This is a genomic window from Bacteroides sp. AF20-13LB, assembly GCF_003603065.1.
Lineage (GTDB): Bacteria > Bacteroidota > Bacteroidia > Bacteroidales > Bacteroidaceae > Bacteroides > Bacteroides uniformis.
In genome coordinates, this window is sequence record NZ_QTMH01000002.1 from 46,022 (window position 1) to 63,650 (window position 17,629).

Annotated in this window: 9 protein-coding genes, 1 pseudogene and 1 riboswitch; of the genes and pseudogenes, 6 read left to right on the top strand and 4 right to left on the bottom strand. The window is 43.9% G+C overall.

Annotated features, from left to right (window positions below):
* Positions 1-93 precede the first annotated feature (93 nt).
* From DWX62_RS02420 to DWX62_RS02435, 4 genes are all read right to left on the bottom strand, one after another.
* On the bottom strand, positions 94-1,122 hold the full coding sequence (locus DWX62_RS02420) for an iron ABC transporter permease (RefSeq protein WP_117680888.1): 1,029 nt from the start codon (positions 1,120-1,122) through the stop codon (positions 94-96).
* A gap of 81 nt (positions 1,123-1,203) precedes the next feature.
* On the bottom strand, positions 1,204-2,337 hold the full coding sequence (locus tag DWX62_RS02425; RefSeq protein WP_120172561.1) for an ABC transporter substrate-binding protein: 1,134 nt from the start codon (positions 2,335-2,337) through the stop codon (positions 1,204-1,206).
* A 5-nt stretch (positions 2,338-2,342) separates the two neighbouring features.
* Positions 2,343-3,443, bottom strand: coding sequence for a DUF5074 domain-containing protein (locus tag DWX62_RS02430; RefSeq protein ID WP_005831744.1), 1,101 nt, complete (start codon positions 3,441-3,443; stop codon positions 2,343-2,345).
* 53 nt (positions 3,444-3,496) lie between these two features.
* Positions 3,497-5,512, bottom strand: coding sequence for a TonB-dependent receptor (locus tag DWX62_RS02435; protein WP_034526139.1), 2,016 nt, complete (start codon positions 5,510-5,512; stop codon positions 3,497-3,499).
* A gap of 58 nt (positions 5,513-5,570) precedes the next feature.
* Positions 5,571-5,770, bottom strand: a riboswitch (cobalamin riboswitch).
* Positions 5,771-5,870: 100 nt separating this feature from the next.
* Between DWX62_RS02435 and DWX62_RS02440 the strand changes: the two genes are divergently transcribed.
* From DWX62_RS02440 to DWX62_RS02465, 6 genes and pseudogenes are all read left to right on the top strand, one after another.
* Positions 5,871-7,103 (top strand): Cof-type HAD-IIB family hydrolase, encoded by a 1,233-nt coding sequence (locus tag DWX62_RS02440; protein WP_005831746.1) that lies wholly within the window; start codon positions 5,871-5,873, stop codon positions 7,101-7,103.
* Positions 7,104-7,351: 248 nt separating this feature from the next.
* Positions 7,352-7,783: pseudogene (locus DWX62_RS02445) on the top strand (HTH domain-containing protein); the annotation flags it as partial.
* 354 nt (positions 7,784-8,137) lie between these two features.
* Complete coding sequence (locus tag DWX62_RS02450) at positions 8,138-9,679, top strand: RNA-binding domain-containing protein (protein WP_008771006.1); 1,542 nt, start codon at positions 8,138-8,140, stop codon at positions 9,677-9,679.
* Between the two features lie 16 nt (positions 9,680-9,695).
* Entirely contained in the window at positions 9,696-10,403 is a 708-nt protein-coding gene (locus DWX62_RS02455; RefSeq protein WP_008771007.1) for a hypothetical protein, read from the top strand.
* A 282-nt stretch (positions 10,404-10,685) separates the two neighbouring features.
* Entirely contained in the window at positions 10,686-13,751 is a 3,066-nt protein-coding gene (locus tag DWX62_RS02460; protein ID WP_234076018.1) for a helicase-related protein, read from the top strand.
* A gap of 26 nt (positions 13,752-13,777) precedes the next feature.
* Positions 13,778-17,593 (top strand): Eco57I restriction-modification methylase domain-containing protein, encoded by a 3,816-nt coding sequence (locus DWX62_RS02465; RefSeq protein WP_120172562.1) that lies wholly within the window; start codon positions 13,778-13,780, stop codon positions 17,591-17,593.
* The last annotated feature ends 36 nt before the right edge of the window (positions 17,594-17,629 follow it).

Below are 17,629 nucleotides of genomic sequence, written 5' to 3' on the forward strand. Positions count from 1 at the left end.
AAACTTTGCCATGCCTATGGCAAAAGTTTGCCAACGCGGTGGCAAAGTCTTGCCAATAGTAAGGCAAAACCTTGTCAAGCTGTTGGCAATAGCTTAGTTGAATTGCTGAGGCTTCCGCTGGCTCAGAATAACGTAGATGATGACCGGCGCACCGATAATGGGCGTGACGGCATTCAAGGGGATAATACCCGCTTCGCCGGGCATGACGCAAATCAGGTTGCAAAGCAGTGCCACTGCACCGCCACTCAGGATGGTGACCGGCAATAGGGAATTGTGATTGGCTGTCCCCAATATCATGCGGGCCACATGCGGCACGGCCAGACCGATAAAAGCGACTGGGCCACAGAAGGCGGTGGTGACAGCCGTCAAGAGCCCGGTGATAATCAAAAGCCAGTTGCGCACACGGCAGATATTTACACCTAGATTTTCGGCATAGCGCTCTCCCAGCAACAAGGCGTTCAGGGGCTTTATCAACAATAATGAGCCGAACAGTCCCACAATGGTGACCAGCGCAAAGGCCGGCATCTGCTGTAGGGAAACTCCACCGAAGTTGCCCAGCCCCCATATCATATAGGACTGCACCCCCTCTGCCGTAGCAAAGAAGTTCAGCAGGGCAATGGCCGAAGAAGCGATGTAGCCTATCATGATACCCGTTATCAGCAGCATGATATTGCTCTTTATCAGCGTGGAAAAGAAAAGGATAAGTGCCATAATCAGCATGGCTCCGATAAATGCGCCAAGCAGTACGGAGAAGAAGCCGGACAGACTGAACGCCCCTGCCGTGATGCTGCCGCCAAACAGCAGCATGACGAAGGCCACTCCCAGACTTGCCCCGGCGTTGATGCCCAGAATGGATGGTCCTGCCAGCGGATTCTTGAAAGCCGTCTGCAACATCAGTCCGCAGACAGCCAATGCGCCACCGCAAAGCAGCGCCGTCAGCGCTTGGGGCAAACGGGATTCCCAAAGAATGAAGCTCCAGCCTGCCTTCTCCCCCTCTCCACCGAGCAGGATACGGAAAACATCGGCAGGCGGAATCGAAACCGACCCCACCAGCAGATTGCCCGCAAAAAGCAATAAGATTACTACTCCCAACCCGATACCATATTTCCAGCCTTTACTCATAGTTACATTATTTAGCACACAGAGACACGGAGGCACAGAGTTTTCTATTACTTTCACAAAAGTTCCGTATCTCTGTGTTCATCACTCTTTCAGTCTGCAAAAATAGCGCAAGCCTCCCAAATCTCCTATTTCGGGATGCAGAATCTGTATCAGATCGGATAACAAATAATCGGGACGGAACGGAGTCTCCTCATAGAAAGGAACTTTTGCCGTATTACAACCATAGACATTCCGGGCCTTGAAAGCCTTAAAACCGGTGTAGCCGATATAATCCGCCTCCAAATCAGCATAGCTCATGTCGCGGTCGCGGTTGAACTTCACCAGCCAGACGTCGGCATCGCCCGCCTTGTCGAAAACGGTCTCGAAAGCCAGAGGAACAGAGCCGCTGTGGGTATCGTCGGCAAAGGCGTAACGCCCGCAAGCATCCTGAAAAAGCCTTCCTATGGTGCTACGCCCTCCCGGTACGTACCATGCCGAGCCACTTTTCAACTCACTGACAACGGAGAACGAGGTGGATGAAAGTTGCGCACGCATCTTGAGGCGTTGGTAACAACTGTCCACTTCAGCAAAAAGGCTGTCGGCTTGTGGCGCAACCCCGAAGAGCAGTCCGTAGAAACGCATCCACTCGGCACGTCCCAAAGCGGAGGTTTCCATGTAGTCGGCACATTCGATGATGGGAATATCCAGTTTCTCGATACGGCCATAACCGCCACTGTTCTCGAACGGAGACAGAAGGATGGCATCGGGATGCAGGTCGATGATGCGCTCCATATCGGGATTCATACCGTCGCCACAATCGGCGATGGCACCCCGGCGGCAGGCTTCGTGCACGGCGGGTAGTTTGATGTACTTCAAGTCACAGACACCGCCGATGCTACCAAACACACCCAGATTATCCATCAGTCCGCAGTGGACGGAAGAGTAGATGACTGATTTGGAGAGTGGGGTACGTACCACAGTACCTGCCGGAAGATGTGCCGGGAGTTCGCGGTCTTTCGGGACCAGTATATAGGTATGTAGCGTGTGCAACGTATCCCAAGGATTGCGCAAGGTGGCAAGGGTATAGCCGGGATAGGACATTAAGGTAAGATTCTCTGCATAACGTAAGGGAATGGTGTCACCGTTGGCCAAAGCAGAGGCAGTCTTGCTCCTTCCCCCGCAGGAGGAAAGAAACAGGACTGCGAACAGACAGATAAGTAAACTATTTCTTTTCATTGATATTAATTGAAGAAGATAGCAGAATTAGGATTCATACCTCCTGCATCGAACTGCTCTATAAAGGTACCGTCTTTCTTGAAACGATAAATGGTGCCGTTCGTGGTATATTCAGAAGTACCAATATAGAAATCACCGTTATTATCATTTACTTCCAACATATAAATCGTAGAAGTTTTCAACTTTTCCGGTATATCCTTCAAGAAAGAAGCTTCATCCATCTTTCCAGTCTTTATATTATAAGTAAAAAAAGAAGCGGTAGGATTGGTGTAATTTGAATAAGTCAAATAGAGAATATCATCAGTAGCACACATACGGGTGGCACTGCCTAATTCCGTCACCTTATTGTTGGCAGCAGGGTCTATCATCTGTAATGAATAGCCAATATCAACATAATTACCCCATGAAATCAAAAAAACCTTATCATCCTCTTCAACCAAAGCATTGGGGTTCAAACCTACCGTCAACGTCTCTTTCAACTTGAAAGTACGCAAATCTATCACCTTTACGTCATTGTGATAAGTGCTCCAATCAGCAGTACAGCTATTCGCCACATAAAGCATATCCTCGCAGATTGCCACACCTTCCAGATTGTCGCCAAGTCCGGTCAATTTATCCACTACCTCCAACGTTTTCGCATTGATTTTAGCTACAGCTCCTCCGTAGAAGGAAGCATAGATATATCCATCCTCAGCATCGATATAACGAATGCCTGCACTGAGGTCGTTGTCGTCTACAAACGAAACACGTTTCAACTCCACACCCGCAGCATTCAGCTTAGTCAGATAATTGGAACCACTTACAGCTATATATATTTCATCTTCATACTCAATCATACTCTGACCAAGGTCACCCAACTTGGCGTTGTTTTGAGTCTGGTAAATATCACTGATGAAATCCGCATCCTTATTGGGTGCATAAAAGGCAAGTCTTGCGTTATTAGCTCCCCAACCACCCTCATTCAGAATATAAACACGCGTCTGCGGCAGTGTCACCTTCGACCCGCCGTCATCCAGAGAATCGTCATCGTCGTCACTACAAGATGCCAAAGAGGCACCCAAAGCAAGCATGCAGAGCATACCGAATAATAAACTTCTTACTTTCATAATCACAGTTGTTATTGTTTATAATTAGTTTTTGTTGTTCATAAATAGATTATTCAAAACTTGAAAGTACCCGTCAACCGCCACGAACGACCCGGCATAGGATAATATTTTATCACGTCATACTGTTCATCGGTCAGATTTATAATCTCGGCCTGCAACAGAAGCCGGCAACCGCCCAAAGCAAACTCATGAGAGAGGCTCATCGTATGCTCCAGATAGCCCTCAATCTCATTCTCCGGAATGTTCTGCGACAAATAGTAACGCTTTCCCACTCCTACCGCCGAGTAGCCCACATTCACCCACGGCGTTTCTACAATGGCGGACGCGTTTCCGCTATGAAGAGGAGTATAAGGCAATTGGTCCTTATAGTTCTTCGCGTCGGAATCGGTCAGGTCAATGGCCTTTTGCCATGTATATCCGCCCGACATAATCAGTCTTATTTTCTCCGTCAATGGAACGGTTGCCGCCAAAGTGGCATCCACACCTGCGGCATGCACCTTGCCGTAGTTCGCCATCTTCCACGCATAGGTGGTGGGAAAAGCCACAATCTTATCCGTCACATCATTATAGTAACCGTCGAGCGTAACGGAGATATAGTCGAACACAGACAATCCGGATTTGCTCCATGTGATACCGACATTATATTCGTCTGCCTTCTCGGGTCGCAGATTACGGTTGCCCAGCCGGTAGTAATAGAGGTCGTTGAAAGTGGGCAGACGGAACGTACTCTTATACATCAACCGGAAATACAGCGACTCGTCCTGCCAAGGCTGCATACTGACTGATAAAGAGGGGGCAAAGCGATGGAAGTCATCGGGGACCGTACCTTTCTCGGCATGCTCCGAAGTGGCAGTATGCACCAGCGAAGCCGTGGCCGTGAGCCATCCTTGCCGGTAGCGTGCATTGAAGGCACTGATGGAAGTATATCTTGTAGGGAAAGGACATTCCGGCAAACTGTTGCGCAACTTGTTTATCACCCCATCCTGCGCCAACGAAAGGGTCAAAGCTTCCAAAGGACGGTAGAGAACGGTCGCGGAAATATAATATTCGTCTTGCCGGTGATTTTCCCGATAATATCCGTCGGCATATTCCTTGCCCTCATCCTTATATTGGTTCCAGCCATGATTATACTTTGCCTGTGCCTGCAAACTCCACCGGGGCGAAAAATGCTTCCTATAACGTGCCTGCACAAAAGTATTCTCATCCCAAAGCGTTTCATCGGAAAGGGGATTATAGAGCGTAACCGCCCCTGGAAGTCCCCGGCGGGAATAGAAGTAATAACCCTTCACATCCAGTTCGCTGTCATCCTTGAAAGTATGATAAAAGGTAGCTTCGCCCTGCCAGGAATAGATGCCGGAGTTGTTACGTTTCTCTTCCGTCACGTATTTCCCATTGACCAGCGTGAAAGGGTAATTACCGTCTGCCCTCATATAACCGGCATCTACCGCCACGCGTGTACGGCAGCCCAGTTTCTGCCACCAGCGCAGCGAGGGGCTGACCATGCCGAACGACCCTCCGCGCACCCGTGCCTGAAAAGCGGCATTGCGCCCGTCATCAAAATGAGGTTTTTCCGTCTCTATGCCCAGCACACCGGCCGACGCATACAAGCGGGCGGACTGCAACAAGTCCTCCGACTGCCCGATGGCGAGCGAAAGCATGGAAACATTGTCCAGCGAAAAACGCCCGATATCTATCTGCCCTGCCTGACAATTACTCACCGCCACCCCGTCATAACTGACAGCTGTATGGGCTGCTCCCATATTGCGTATGGAAACCGTTTTCAGTCCTCCAATGCCTCCATAGTCCTTTACATTGGCTCCGGCAAAACGGCGTACAGCATCTGCCATATTCTGTATTCCCAGCTGGCTGATATCCTGCCGTGACATCGTCTGTATGGGTACGGCAGAAGTCACTTTATTGGGCGACCTGCGTGCTGTCACTGTCACTTTCTCTATCTGATGCACTTTCCCCGTAATCGTATCTCCCCCCACCTCCTGGGCAGAGAGCCGGAGTATACTTGCACCCAATGAAACAGCACAGACCAGTAATACCTTAGTCCTTCCTGACATAGAATAAATGAAGATTATCTTAAACCATTTGCGCACTGCCCACTTTCCTCGAATGGACAATTTTTCGACTTTGTTTTGCAGGTCTTCTGACTCGTTCCCGGTACATCGCCTTCCCGTTCTTCCCGAAGAACAGTGGCACAAGTATGATACACCGAGCATGGAACTCACAGCAGCGGGACTGTTCGGGACTTTCACCCGATTCCCTTTTCATCCGCTTCTCCGGATAGAGAACGCGGAACAAAACGTGGACAAAGATAGGATAAATAAAAGAAGTTTCAGTAAACAATAAAACGAATATTACCGTTTTAACAGTCATTTTTTTAACTTTGTAACATAATAACCCCAAAATCGAGTTGCCATGAAATATAAGTTATTGGTTCTTGATGTAGATGGAACGCTACTCAATGATGAAAGAGAAATTAGTAAAAGGACATTAGCTGCTCTGCTAAAGGTCCAGCAAATGGGAGTGCGCATAGTTTTGGCATCCGGTAGGCCGACTTATGGATTGATGCCACTGGCCAAAACCCTCGAACTCGGCAATTATGGAGGGTTTGTTCTCTCCTATAACGGTTGCCAGATAATAAAAGCACAGAACGGAGAAATATTGTTTGAACGACGCATCAATCCGGAAATGCTGCCTTATCTGGAAAAGAAAGCCCGCAAGAACGGCTTTGCCATCTTCACCTACCACGATGATACCCTCATTACGGATAGTCCGGACAATGAATATATAAAGAATGAAGCCCTGCTAAACAATTTGAAGATAATCAAGGAAGATGAATTCTCTACTGCCATAGACTTCGCACCTTGCAAGTGCATGCTGGTGAGTGACAAGGAAAAAGCTCTGATAGGGCTGGAACAACATTGGGAAAAACGCCTGGCAGGTACTCTGGATGCTTTCCGTTCCGAGCCTTACTTTTTAGAGGTGGTGCCCTGCGGAGTCAATAAAGCGAATACGTTAGGCGCCCTATTAGAGCATTTGGGAGTAACACGGGAAGAAGTCATTGCCGTTGGAGATGGCGTATGCGATGTGACCATGCTCCAATTGGCCGGCATGGGGGTAGCTATGGGACATTCACAAGATTCTGTAAAGGTCTGTGCAGACTATGTGACCGCATCGAATGAAGAAGATGGAGTGGCCCTGGCCGTAGAAAAACTAATATTGGCAGAAGTGCGTGCAGCAGAGGTGCCTCTTGATTTACTGAACGAACGGGCACGACACGCATTGATGGGAAACTTGGGCATTCAATACACATACGCTTCGGATGAGCGCGTAGAAGCAACCATGCCGGTCGACTACCGTACCCGCCAACCCTTCGGCATTCTGCATGGCGGTGCCACCCTTGCCTTGGCAGAAACCGTTGCCGGGCTCGGCTCCATGATTATCTGCGAACCTGATGAGATTGTCGTGGGAATGCAAGTCAGCGGAAATCATATTTCTTCTGCACACGAAGGAGATACCGTAAGGGCAGTGGCAACCATCGTTCATAAAGGGCGTTCATCCCATGTGTGGAATGTGGACGTATTTACTTCCACCAATAAACTGGTTTCCTCTATACGGGTAGTGAATAGTGTTATAAAGAAAAGATAAAATAACTGTTATAAACTACGTAATGTAAATGCATGAAAATCAAAAGGGAACGAGGGGGTTAACCAATTCCTCGGTTTTATCCTTACTTTTGTAAACTATATTAGAGAGTTATCCCGAACAACAAAAAGAAAACGATGCAGATACGCAACAATACATTGATAACGGAATGTTCAGCTTATGATTTCAAGGAAATGTTGGAACGTAAGAAAGTGAAGTCATGGCTTAAATCCGTGTCGGCTTTTGCCAATACGGAAGCATCTTCTTTCTTCACTACATTCTATAATCTGAATTGGGGAAAGAACGAAAGAATACCCGTAGAAGAAGTGGCCGAAAGGGTAAACAGTCCCCTCAAAAAGTATCCTGCAAACGAAGAAAGTTCGGTCGAAAAGTTCGGTGTAAATGCGAAAATGTTCGGTGTAAACGACAAAAGTTCGGAGACAAGGTTCGGAGAGAGCACAGATGCCCCTAAAAACATAGGAAAGACAGCACAGAAGATTATCGATTTCGTCATTTCCGATCCTCCTATGTCAGCCGAAACTATGGCTTACAAGATTGGTATAAGTTCTCGTGCCGTAGAAAAACAAATTGCAAAATTGCGGTCTATGGGTATCTTATCTCGTGAAGGTGCGGACTTTGGTGGCTATTGGCGCATTGTCATTAATCCTCAAACTGAAAAATAAGTATATAAGATTGACTTGAAATTCAAAAACACAAGAGGCGTGCAACTTAATGGATTACACGCCTCTTTTTTCTATAAAATCACCTATTGCAACTTACTTCACTTCCTCAAAATCAACGTGATATATCTATCAGCGACTTGCGTACATGTGTTGCAAATATAACGCAAACCCGAAAATAAGCATCCATAAGCAACCACAGCTCTTGCTTGCAAAATTACGATTTTTATTCATAAATAAAGAGATGTAAACGCATAAAAATCAAAAGAAAGCGATGTTTTTAACAGATTCTTCGGTTTTATCCTTACCTTTGTGTATGATATTGGGATGTTATACCCAAACAACAATAAGAAAACGATGCAGATACATAACAATACATTGATAGCGGAATGCTCGGCTTACGATTTCAAGGAAATGTTGGAGCGTAAGAAAGTAAAGTCATGGCTTAAATCCGTGTCGGCATTTGCCAATACGGACGGTGGCAGTTTGTTCTATGGAGTGAATGATGACGGCGTAATTGTAGGGTTGGAGAATCCACAAGCCGATGCTGATTTTATCAGTGAAATGATAAAGGCACGACTTGACCCTGTACCGGAAGTTCAACTTATTCCGATAGAACATGAAGGACATACCCTGCTTGAAGTGAAAGTAAAGGCAGGAACGCTTACACCTTATTACTATTATCAGGATGGGACACGTACCGCATATGTACGAGTTGGGAATGAAAGTGTAGAATGCAACTCCCAACAATTACTTTCGTTGGTATTAAAAGGCACGCACATGACTTGGGATTCACTGCCTACCCAAGTGGATGCCAGCAAACATTCTTTCATCATCCTTGCCAATACTTTCCGTGAGCAAACCCATCAGGAATGGAACGATAAGTATCTGGAATCATTCGGGCTGGTAACTCCTGACGGCAAACTGACCAATGCAGGATTGCTGTTTGTGGATAATTGCACGGTATTTCAATCGCGTATTTTCTGCACCCGTTGGACTGGACTCTATAAGGATGATGCCATCAGTTCCGTAGAACATCGGGCTAACCTTGTGCTGCTCTTAAAATATGGTATGGATTTCATCAAAAACTATACCATGAGCGGCTGGGTGAAGATGCCAAACTATCGCCTTAACCTCCCCGACTATTCCGACCGTGCTATCTTCGAAGGATTGGTAAACCATCTTATCCATCGGGATTATACCGTGATGGGCGGTGAAGTACATATCGATATTTACGATGACCGTGTAGAACTGGTATCACCGGGCGCAATGCTTGACGGAACACAGATTCAAGACCGTGACATATACAAAGTGCCGTCCATGCGCCGCAACCCCGTCATTGCGGATGTGTTCACACAGTTGGATTATATGGAAAAACGTGGTTCCGGCTTACGCAAAATGCGAGAGCTTACAGAGAAGCTACCCAATTTCCTGCAAGGTAAAGAGCCGCAATATCAAACGGAAGCGACTTCTTTCTACACCACATTCTATAATTTGAACTGGGGTGACAACGGAAGAATGCCTGTTGAAGAAGTAGCCAACAGAGTAAATAGTACCCTCGAAAAGTACCCGGTAAACGAAGAAAGTTCGGTCGAAAAGTTCGGTGTAAACACAAAAGAGTTCGGTGTAAATGAAGAAAGTTCGGTCGAAAAGTTCGGTGTAAATGCGGATAAGTTCGGAGATACATCGGAAACACAGAAGAAAGTCAGTAAAACTGCACAAAAGATAATCGACCTCGTTATTTCAGATCCTTCAATCACAGCTGATAATATGGCCAACAAGATTGGTGTAACTAAACGCGCTATAGAGAAAAATATCAAGAGCCTTAGGGGTATGGGAATTTTGGTTCACGAAGGTTCAGACAAGGCTGGTTATTGGCGCATTATTGTTAAACCATAAACAGAACAACAAACCTATGGAGACCTCTTTCATACCATTCTTTGCAATCATAGCCGTTTTGATTATCGCCTTTTTGTTTGCCTCTTTGCCACAGGTAAACCATAAAACGCGATACCGAGTGCTTTATGCAATAGCCATTATCATGCTATTAGCTGTTATCCCTATTAGTGAATATATGGCTGGTGGCATACAAAACTCAAGTAACAATTATCTGCTTGTCCTAATATTCGATATTGCAGTAGGATATTTCTGTATGTACATTGCTGCTTTGCTAAAATTCAACGTTCTTAAACGAAAGAACCAAGCATTAGAAAACGCCTTGACAGAAAAGCAACAAGAAAATGTAGCAATCCTATTGGAGCATCAAAACGAAAAACAACAAGCACTCCGGCAAAGAGAGCTTGAATGGTTAGCTGGGAAAATAAAGATGTTTACCGAAGAAGAACAGGAAGCTATTCTTGCCAGTGCTCTATCATTTGCTGAACATGACTTGATAGTTGCTCCCTCAATAAGCATACAGCCCAAAGAAACATGTAGTCAGCAAGAACTAATGTACTTTGTCTGCTCTGCTTTTTACAATATGGATAAAAGCCGTAGTGAAGTTGTGGGTTTCTTATATAAAGTTTTTCCTCTCTATTTTCCTGCTGGAGAAAGTGCATTGGCTAAAAAGATGCCGGGATTGGAGAAAGTTAAGGAAAGGAGAGAAAAAGAAAATGCTCAATAACAATTAGTATTATTAGCGTCACTTATTTCTAATTAAATTTTAATACGAATAATAATGAGTACAAAATTTTTCACAAACAGCACAGGAAACACCTTGTTTGATAAATTCAAAGGTATTGCTGCTGATATGATAAATTTCGATAGTTTTTTAGCAGTTGTTGGATTTTTTCGCTCATCTGGTTATTTTAAATTACGAAAAGAGTTGGGTAATGTATCAGAAATTAAAATATTGGTAGGTATTAATATTGATGATATTTTTCGCAAACACAATAAAGCTCTATTGATGTTAGCAGACGAAGATAAAGCGAAAGAAATCTATCACAACGGCTTCAAAGAGGACATTATTAATGCCCAATATTCTCCTGAAGTAGAAGAGGGTATTTTACAGATGTGTGAAGACCTTGTTTCAGGACGCTTACAAATGCGTATCCACGCTACTAAAAACTTGCACGCTAAATTCTATCTCTGTTTGCCACAAAATCATAGCGAACATAGCGATGGTTGGGTTATTATGGGATCGTCAAATATCTCTGATTCGGGTTTAGGCATTAAGCAACCACCACAATACGAACTTAATGTAGCGATGAAAGACTTTGACGATGTGAAGTATTGCTCTGATGAGTTTTGGGCTTTGTGGAATGAAGCTGTGCCATTGACTGTAGAAGATATTGAAGAGTACAAGAAGAAAACATATTTGGGTTATCAGCCAACGCCATACGAACTATACATAAAAGTGCTTATCGATACTTTTGGCGACCAAGTGGAAGATGATTTTTCTATTCAGTTGCCCGATGGTGTCAAGGATTTGAAATATCAGAAAGATGCCGTTATTCAAGGCTATCAGATGCTGATGCAGCATAACGGCTTGTTTCTTGCTGATGTTGTAGGTTTGGGAAAGACTATGATTGCTACAATGATAGCCAAGCGATTTGTAGAGGCTAACGGTAAAAACACCAATATCCTTGTTGTTTATCCTCCTGCTCTGGAAGACAACTGGAGAAATACATTCAAGTTGTTCGGCATCTACAAAAAAGCTCAGTTTATCACTAATGGTAGCCTATCCAAAGTTCTTGACGGTAAAGACAACTACAAGGATAAAGAGGAGTTTGATCTAATCATTGTCGATGAAGCACACGGTTTCCGTAGCGATAGTTCGGGCAAGTATGACGAGTTGCAGAAGATATGCAAGTCTCCTTGCATAAATATGGGCTTATTGAAGAGTTCACAGAAGAAAGTGATGCTTCTTTCAGCAACTCCGCTCAACAACCGTCCCGATGATTTGCAGAATCAATTATTGCTGTTCCAAAACAGTCAGAGTTGTACCATTGATGGAGTTCCAAACCTCAAAGGTTTCTTCTCAGAATACATATTGGACTACAAGCGATTGATGCGTGAACGTGACCAGCGTGATGTTACATCCGAAGTGGATAAAATATATGAGCAAATCCGTAGTAAGGTTATCGACAAAGTAACAGTTCGTCGTACACGCAACAACATTCTAAATGACCCTGATTATAGAGCAGACATCAAGTCTCAGGGCATCATATTCCCCAATATTCTGCCACCTAACGAATTGGAGTACGTGATGGACTCCGACACAAGTAATCGTTTCTACGAAACATTGAAACAATTAACCGATGGGAAAACAGATGAGAATCCAGAGGGCAAGGGACTAACTTATGCTCGTTATCGTGCAGTAGAGTTTTTGAAGCCTGAATATCGTAACAAGTACAAGAATGCTGTACATATCGGTCAGACATTGGCAGCTATCTATCGTGTCCATATGGTAAAGCGATTGGAGAGTAGTTTCTATGCTTTCAAGAAGTCGCTCCGCACACTTCTTCGTATCACAACCGATATGATTAAGATGTTTGAAGAGGACAAGGTTATCATTGCTCCTGACTTGAAAGTAAAAGATCTTCAAGCAAAGAATATGGAACTTGACGAGATTATAGAGTATGCTATTACAAAAGGATATGCCACAGAAGATATACTCTTTACCGCAGATGCTTTCAGTTCCGACTTTGTTGAAATGCTCCATCACGACCGTGAGATATTGGAACAACTCAATGCAGATTGGGAGAAAGAAAATGATGACCCAAAATTCGATAAGTTCCAAGAAAACCTTACTCATAACTTCTTCGATAAAGAGAGAAATCCATCGGGCAAATTGGTATTGTTCTCCGAAAGTGTAGATACACTGAACTATTTGTACGATAGACTTACAAAGGAAATTGGTCGTTCCGATGTCTTAATGGTTACAGCAGCCAACCGCAATCGTTTGGGGCAGACCATCAAGGAAAATTTTGATGCAAACTTTGACAGCGATTCTATGAGGTACAACATTATCATTACCTCTGATGTGTTAGCGGAAGGTGTGAACTTGCATCGTTCTAATGTGATTGTCAATTATGATTCACCTTGGAACGCTACCCGATTGATGCAGCGCATCGGTCGTGTAAACCGTATCGGATCAGTTGCTACCAACATCTACAACTATATGTTCTACCCATCTCAACAGGGAGATAAAGAAATTCAGTTATATAAGAATGCCCTTGTCAAGTTGCAAGGTTTCCATTCGGCATTTGGCGAAGATGCACAAATCTACTCCAAAGAGGAGATTGTAAAGGAGTTCCAGATGTTCGATAGCAATGTAAAGGATAGCATTGACAAGAAAATTGCCCTATTGCGTGAGGTACGTGAACTCTATAATAGCGACCGCAAACTGTATCACAAAATCAAGGCACTGCCAATGAAGAGCCGTGTAATGCGTGATACAGGAAAGCATAGCGGTAAGTCTATAATATTTGTTTCTTCCAATGTTAAAACAGAGTTCTATTTGGCATCAGCAACTAGTGTGGAGGTTATTGACTTCCTTGAAGCAGTAAAATATCTCAAAGCGAAGCCAGAAGAACAGCCTGTGCCATTTTCTAAAGAAGAGCAACACTACAAACATGTAAATAGTGCATTAGCTCAATATACGACCGAATATGTGGAGGCTGCCGATACATCATCCATCAACCGCACTGACCTTGACAAGACTTCGCTTGAAGCCAACAAGTTCTTGCGTACTATCAAGCAGATAACAACCGATAATGAATTGAAATCACAATGCGATGTGTTGATGGGATATATCAATGAAGGTATCTATGCCCAACTACCTCGTTACTTGAAAACTTTGTCTCGTGAATACAAGAACGACCGTGCAAAGATGAAACAAAACGAGTATAGTTTACAAAACAAAATTTCGGAACTACTTAGCGAGTATCAGACGATGAACAAGGAGCAACGCCACGATGCCCAAGATATTTCCAATCCACAAATCATTATTTCAGAGAGTTTCAAATAAATCACTCACTATAAACCAATATTACTATGGCAACTATATATACCTCAGATAGTTTAAGAAACATATTCCAATCGTCATTCAACTTGACACAATGGTATAGCTTTTCGCAACACTTTTTCAATGCAAGTGAATTGAAAGAGAAGCCTGAAAGAATTATTGAGAACACTTCGGATGAAGGCTACTATTTAGGTAACATAAATACTACTGATAGTTACCGTATAGGTTTGTTTCATTATAATATCCGTCAAGGCTCTGTCGCAAATAAACGTGTAGGACTTCGCAATCTCGTAAAATCATTTATCAACCCTACTTGGGGCGAATTTGATGCGGCATTGGTGGTATTTGATAGTGGCGACCATTGGCGTTTGTCATTCATTTGTGATATTAATGGTGAGGCAACATCGCCTAAACGTTACACTTTTGTACTGGGTGACAAAGGAAGTCATTATAACACACCAGTAGCCCGTTTCATCGACTTGCAACAGAAAGGTCTTTCTTTTACCAACATCAAGGAAGCGTTCTCCGTGGAAGCACTATCGAAAGATTTTTATAACAAGCTCTACAATTGGTATTTGTGGGCTTTGTCTGAGGATATAAACGTCACCTTCCCCAACAATCCCAACACCGAGAAGGATGACCGAGAGAACATCAATGTCAAGTTGATACGCATGATAACACGTCTGCTCTTCGTGTGGTTCATTAAACAGAAAGGACTGGTGCCTGACAGTATCTTTAACCCGAAACAGTTAAAGTCCATTCTTGTTGACTTTGATGAAACATCGCACATTGATGGCAACTACTATAATGCCATCCTGCAAAACCTCTTTTTTGCCACGCTCAACTGTGCCATTATCGATGAGGAGGGCAATCCTCGCTGTTTTGCTGCCTCCAAGTCTGGACGTGATACACGGAACCTTTACCGCTACAAGGAAATGTTCCAACAGAAAGAAGAGGAGATACTGACTCTCTTTGCCCACGTTCCGTTTCTGAACGGTGGACTCTTTGAGTGTCTCGACAAACCCAAAGATTTGTATCTCAACCAAGAATATGACATTTTTTATGACGGCTTTAGCCGCAATGCTACCAAATCATCTAATGGTAACTTCAAGTATCGGGCGTTTGTTCCCAACATTCTTTTCTTTAATGATGATGAAGACCAACCTGGACTCATTAATTTGTTGAAGCAATACAACTTCACCATCGAAGAGAACTCGCCTACGGATGCCGTCATATCGCTTGACCCCGAATTGCTCGGTCGTGTGTTCGAGAACCTTTTAGCGGCATACAATCCCGAAACACAGGAATCGGCACGCAAATCCACTGGCTCATTCTATACGCCGCGTCCCATCGTCGACTATATGGTGGACGAGGCCATAAAGAGTTATCTCCTTGGCAAACGACTCGACCGAATAAGCGAAGAAAAATTGAATGCACTATTTAAAGAGAGAACCGTTTCTACAGATTGGACAGATAGCAACAAGGATGCTATCGCCAACGCGCTCAAACAAGTCAAGATACTCGACCCAGCCTGCGGCTCGGGAGCGTTCCCCATGGGGTGTCTCTTGCGTATTGTTGACATCATAGAGTTGCTCAAGGGAGATACGGTCGACCGCTACCAACTCAAACTCACTATCATTGAGAATTGTGTCTATGGCGTTGATATCCAGCCAATCGCCATGCTTATATGTAAACTGCGTTTCTTCATCTCGCTTATCTGCGAGCAGAATGACATCGACTTTAGTTCTCCCGAAACGAACTTTGGCATCAACACTCTTCCTAACCTGGAAACAAAGTTCGTTGCAGCCAACACGCTCATCAGTGCCAATATACGCAACTACGAGGACGATTGGACGAACGACGAGAAACTGGATAGCATGAAAGAAAAACTGCTCTGTATCCGCAACGACCACTTCCTTGCGAAAGGTCGTGTAGCCAAGAAACGAAGTGAGCGTCAAGACAATGCCACCCGCCAACAGCTGCTCGACTATATAGTCAGCCATGCCCAAAAGCCTGACCTTGAAAAAATTGCAGCACATGAACGACTCTTGCAGCAACTCTCTGATGAATGGGAATTGTACAAGGATGAAGTGTGGGTAGACAAAACTCATCCCGTAGAGCAAACACTGTTCGGTGTAGTAGAGCATCCTGACTCTTTGTTTCGTGAGGACATCAACAAGAAGAAGCGCAAGGAACTGACAGTACGCATAAAAGCGACAAAAGCAGAAATTGCCAAAGAGCAGAACAAAGGCGAAATCACAGGATTTGAAGCCGCAGTCAAGCAGATAACGGAATGGAATCCATATGACCAAAATTCAGTGTCTTCCTTCTTTGACCCCGAATGGATGTTCTGTCTTAAAGAGAAGTTTGACATAGTGATTGGTAATCCGCCATATATTTCTACTAAAGGAGTAAAGGAAGAAGACAAAGTGAAGTATGAAAAGGAGTTTGGCTTTTCTGATGACACATACAATCTTTTTACATTCAAAGGATTGGCTCTCTGTAAAGATGGTGGAACACTAACTTATATCACACCAAAGACGTTTTGGACGACACAGACCAAGCGCAATATGAGAGATTTATTGTTGTCAAATACCATTCGCTATATTTTTGATACAGCCAATCCTTTTGAAGCAGCAATGGTTGACACCTGCATCACACAGACTGTTAAGCAGCCGATGGTAGATGAGCACATTGTTGATTTCTATGATGGTACTGCAGATTTGTCTCATCCCATTGTGTTCACTCCTATTCAACAAAGCATGTTCATAAATGCGCAGAACTCCGTAATATTCAAACCTACGCCACTGAATTTGCGCATCTATGAACTCTATGGGAAGAAAGTGAAAGAACTATATGACAAATGGTGGAGCAAGATTGAGACATCAAAGAAGATTTCTCAAAACCATAAGGAGTTGGAAGCCTATCGTGCCAGCCTAAAACCAGGCGATATTGCTTTATTGGGCTGTCTTACAGAGGGAGGACAAGGACTTGCAACGGCCAACAACGGTAAGTACATTGCTGTGCGCCGTTCCACAAAATGGGCGAAGAATATCATAGAGTCACGACCCAAGAAACTGGTAGAAGCCATTAAGAAAAAGAAAATTAAGGTGGAAGGATTGGACGCCTATGCCAACGAAAAGGAATTCTTGGCATCCCTCTCGGAAAAAGAAATAGCAAACCTCTTCGACAATCTCAAAGAGAAGTATGGCCGTGACATTTTCGGACAGGGCTATATCTATAAAATCATTGATGATAGTGAACTGGCAAACGTTGATGAGCTGACCAAAGATGAGAAGGAGAACGGCATTGATACCTCAAAAAACTTCTATGTGCCTTACGACAAGGGAGACAAAGACGGTAATCGCTGGTATCTTGAAACCCCATTTGCCATTGCTTGGTCTAAGGAGAACGTCCAGTTTTTGAAGACAGATCCAAGGGCGCGATACCAAGGTTATACGTTCTACTTTAGGGAGGGATTGTGTTGGAGTGATATAAACACAATGTTTCTGAAGTGCCGTAAGAAAGAAAAAAGCATACATGACGTCAAAAGTATGAGCATTTTTGGAGTTTCTAATTTGCTTTCAGAAGACTACATCATCACAATGATAAACTCAACCTTGATTAGTCATTATGTTGACAACTTCGTCAATAATACTCAGACATTTCAGATTAATGATGCACGTCAGTTACCCATCATCATTCCTACATCGACAGATGATGAGCAGGCAAAATCATTTGTCTCAAATGCAATTAAAATAAAGAAAGGACACACAACGAACAATGCTCTTGATGTCATCCAGAAAGAAGTGGATTCTTATGTTGAGAAAATTTATAATCTCTAAACACAGAGGGATTTTGTTGGAATAATGTTTTGACAA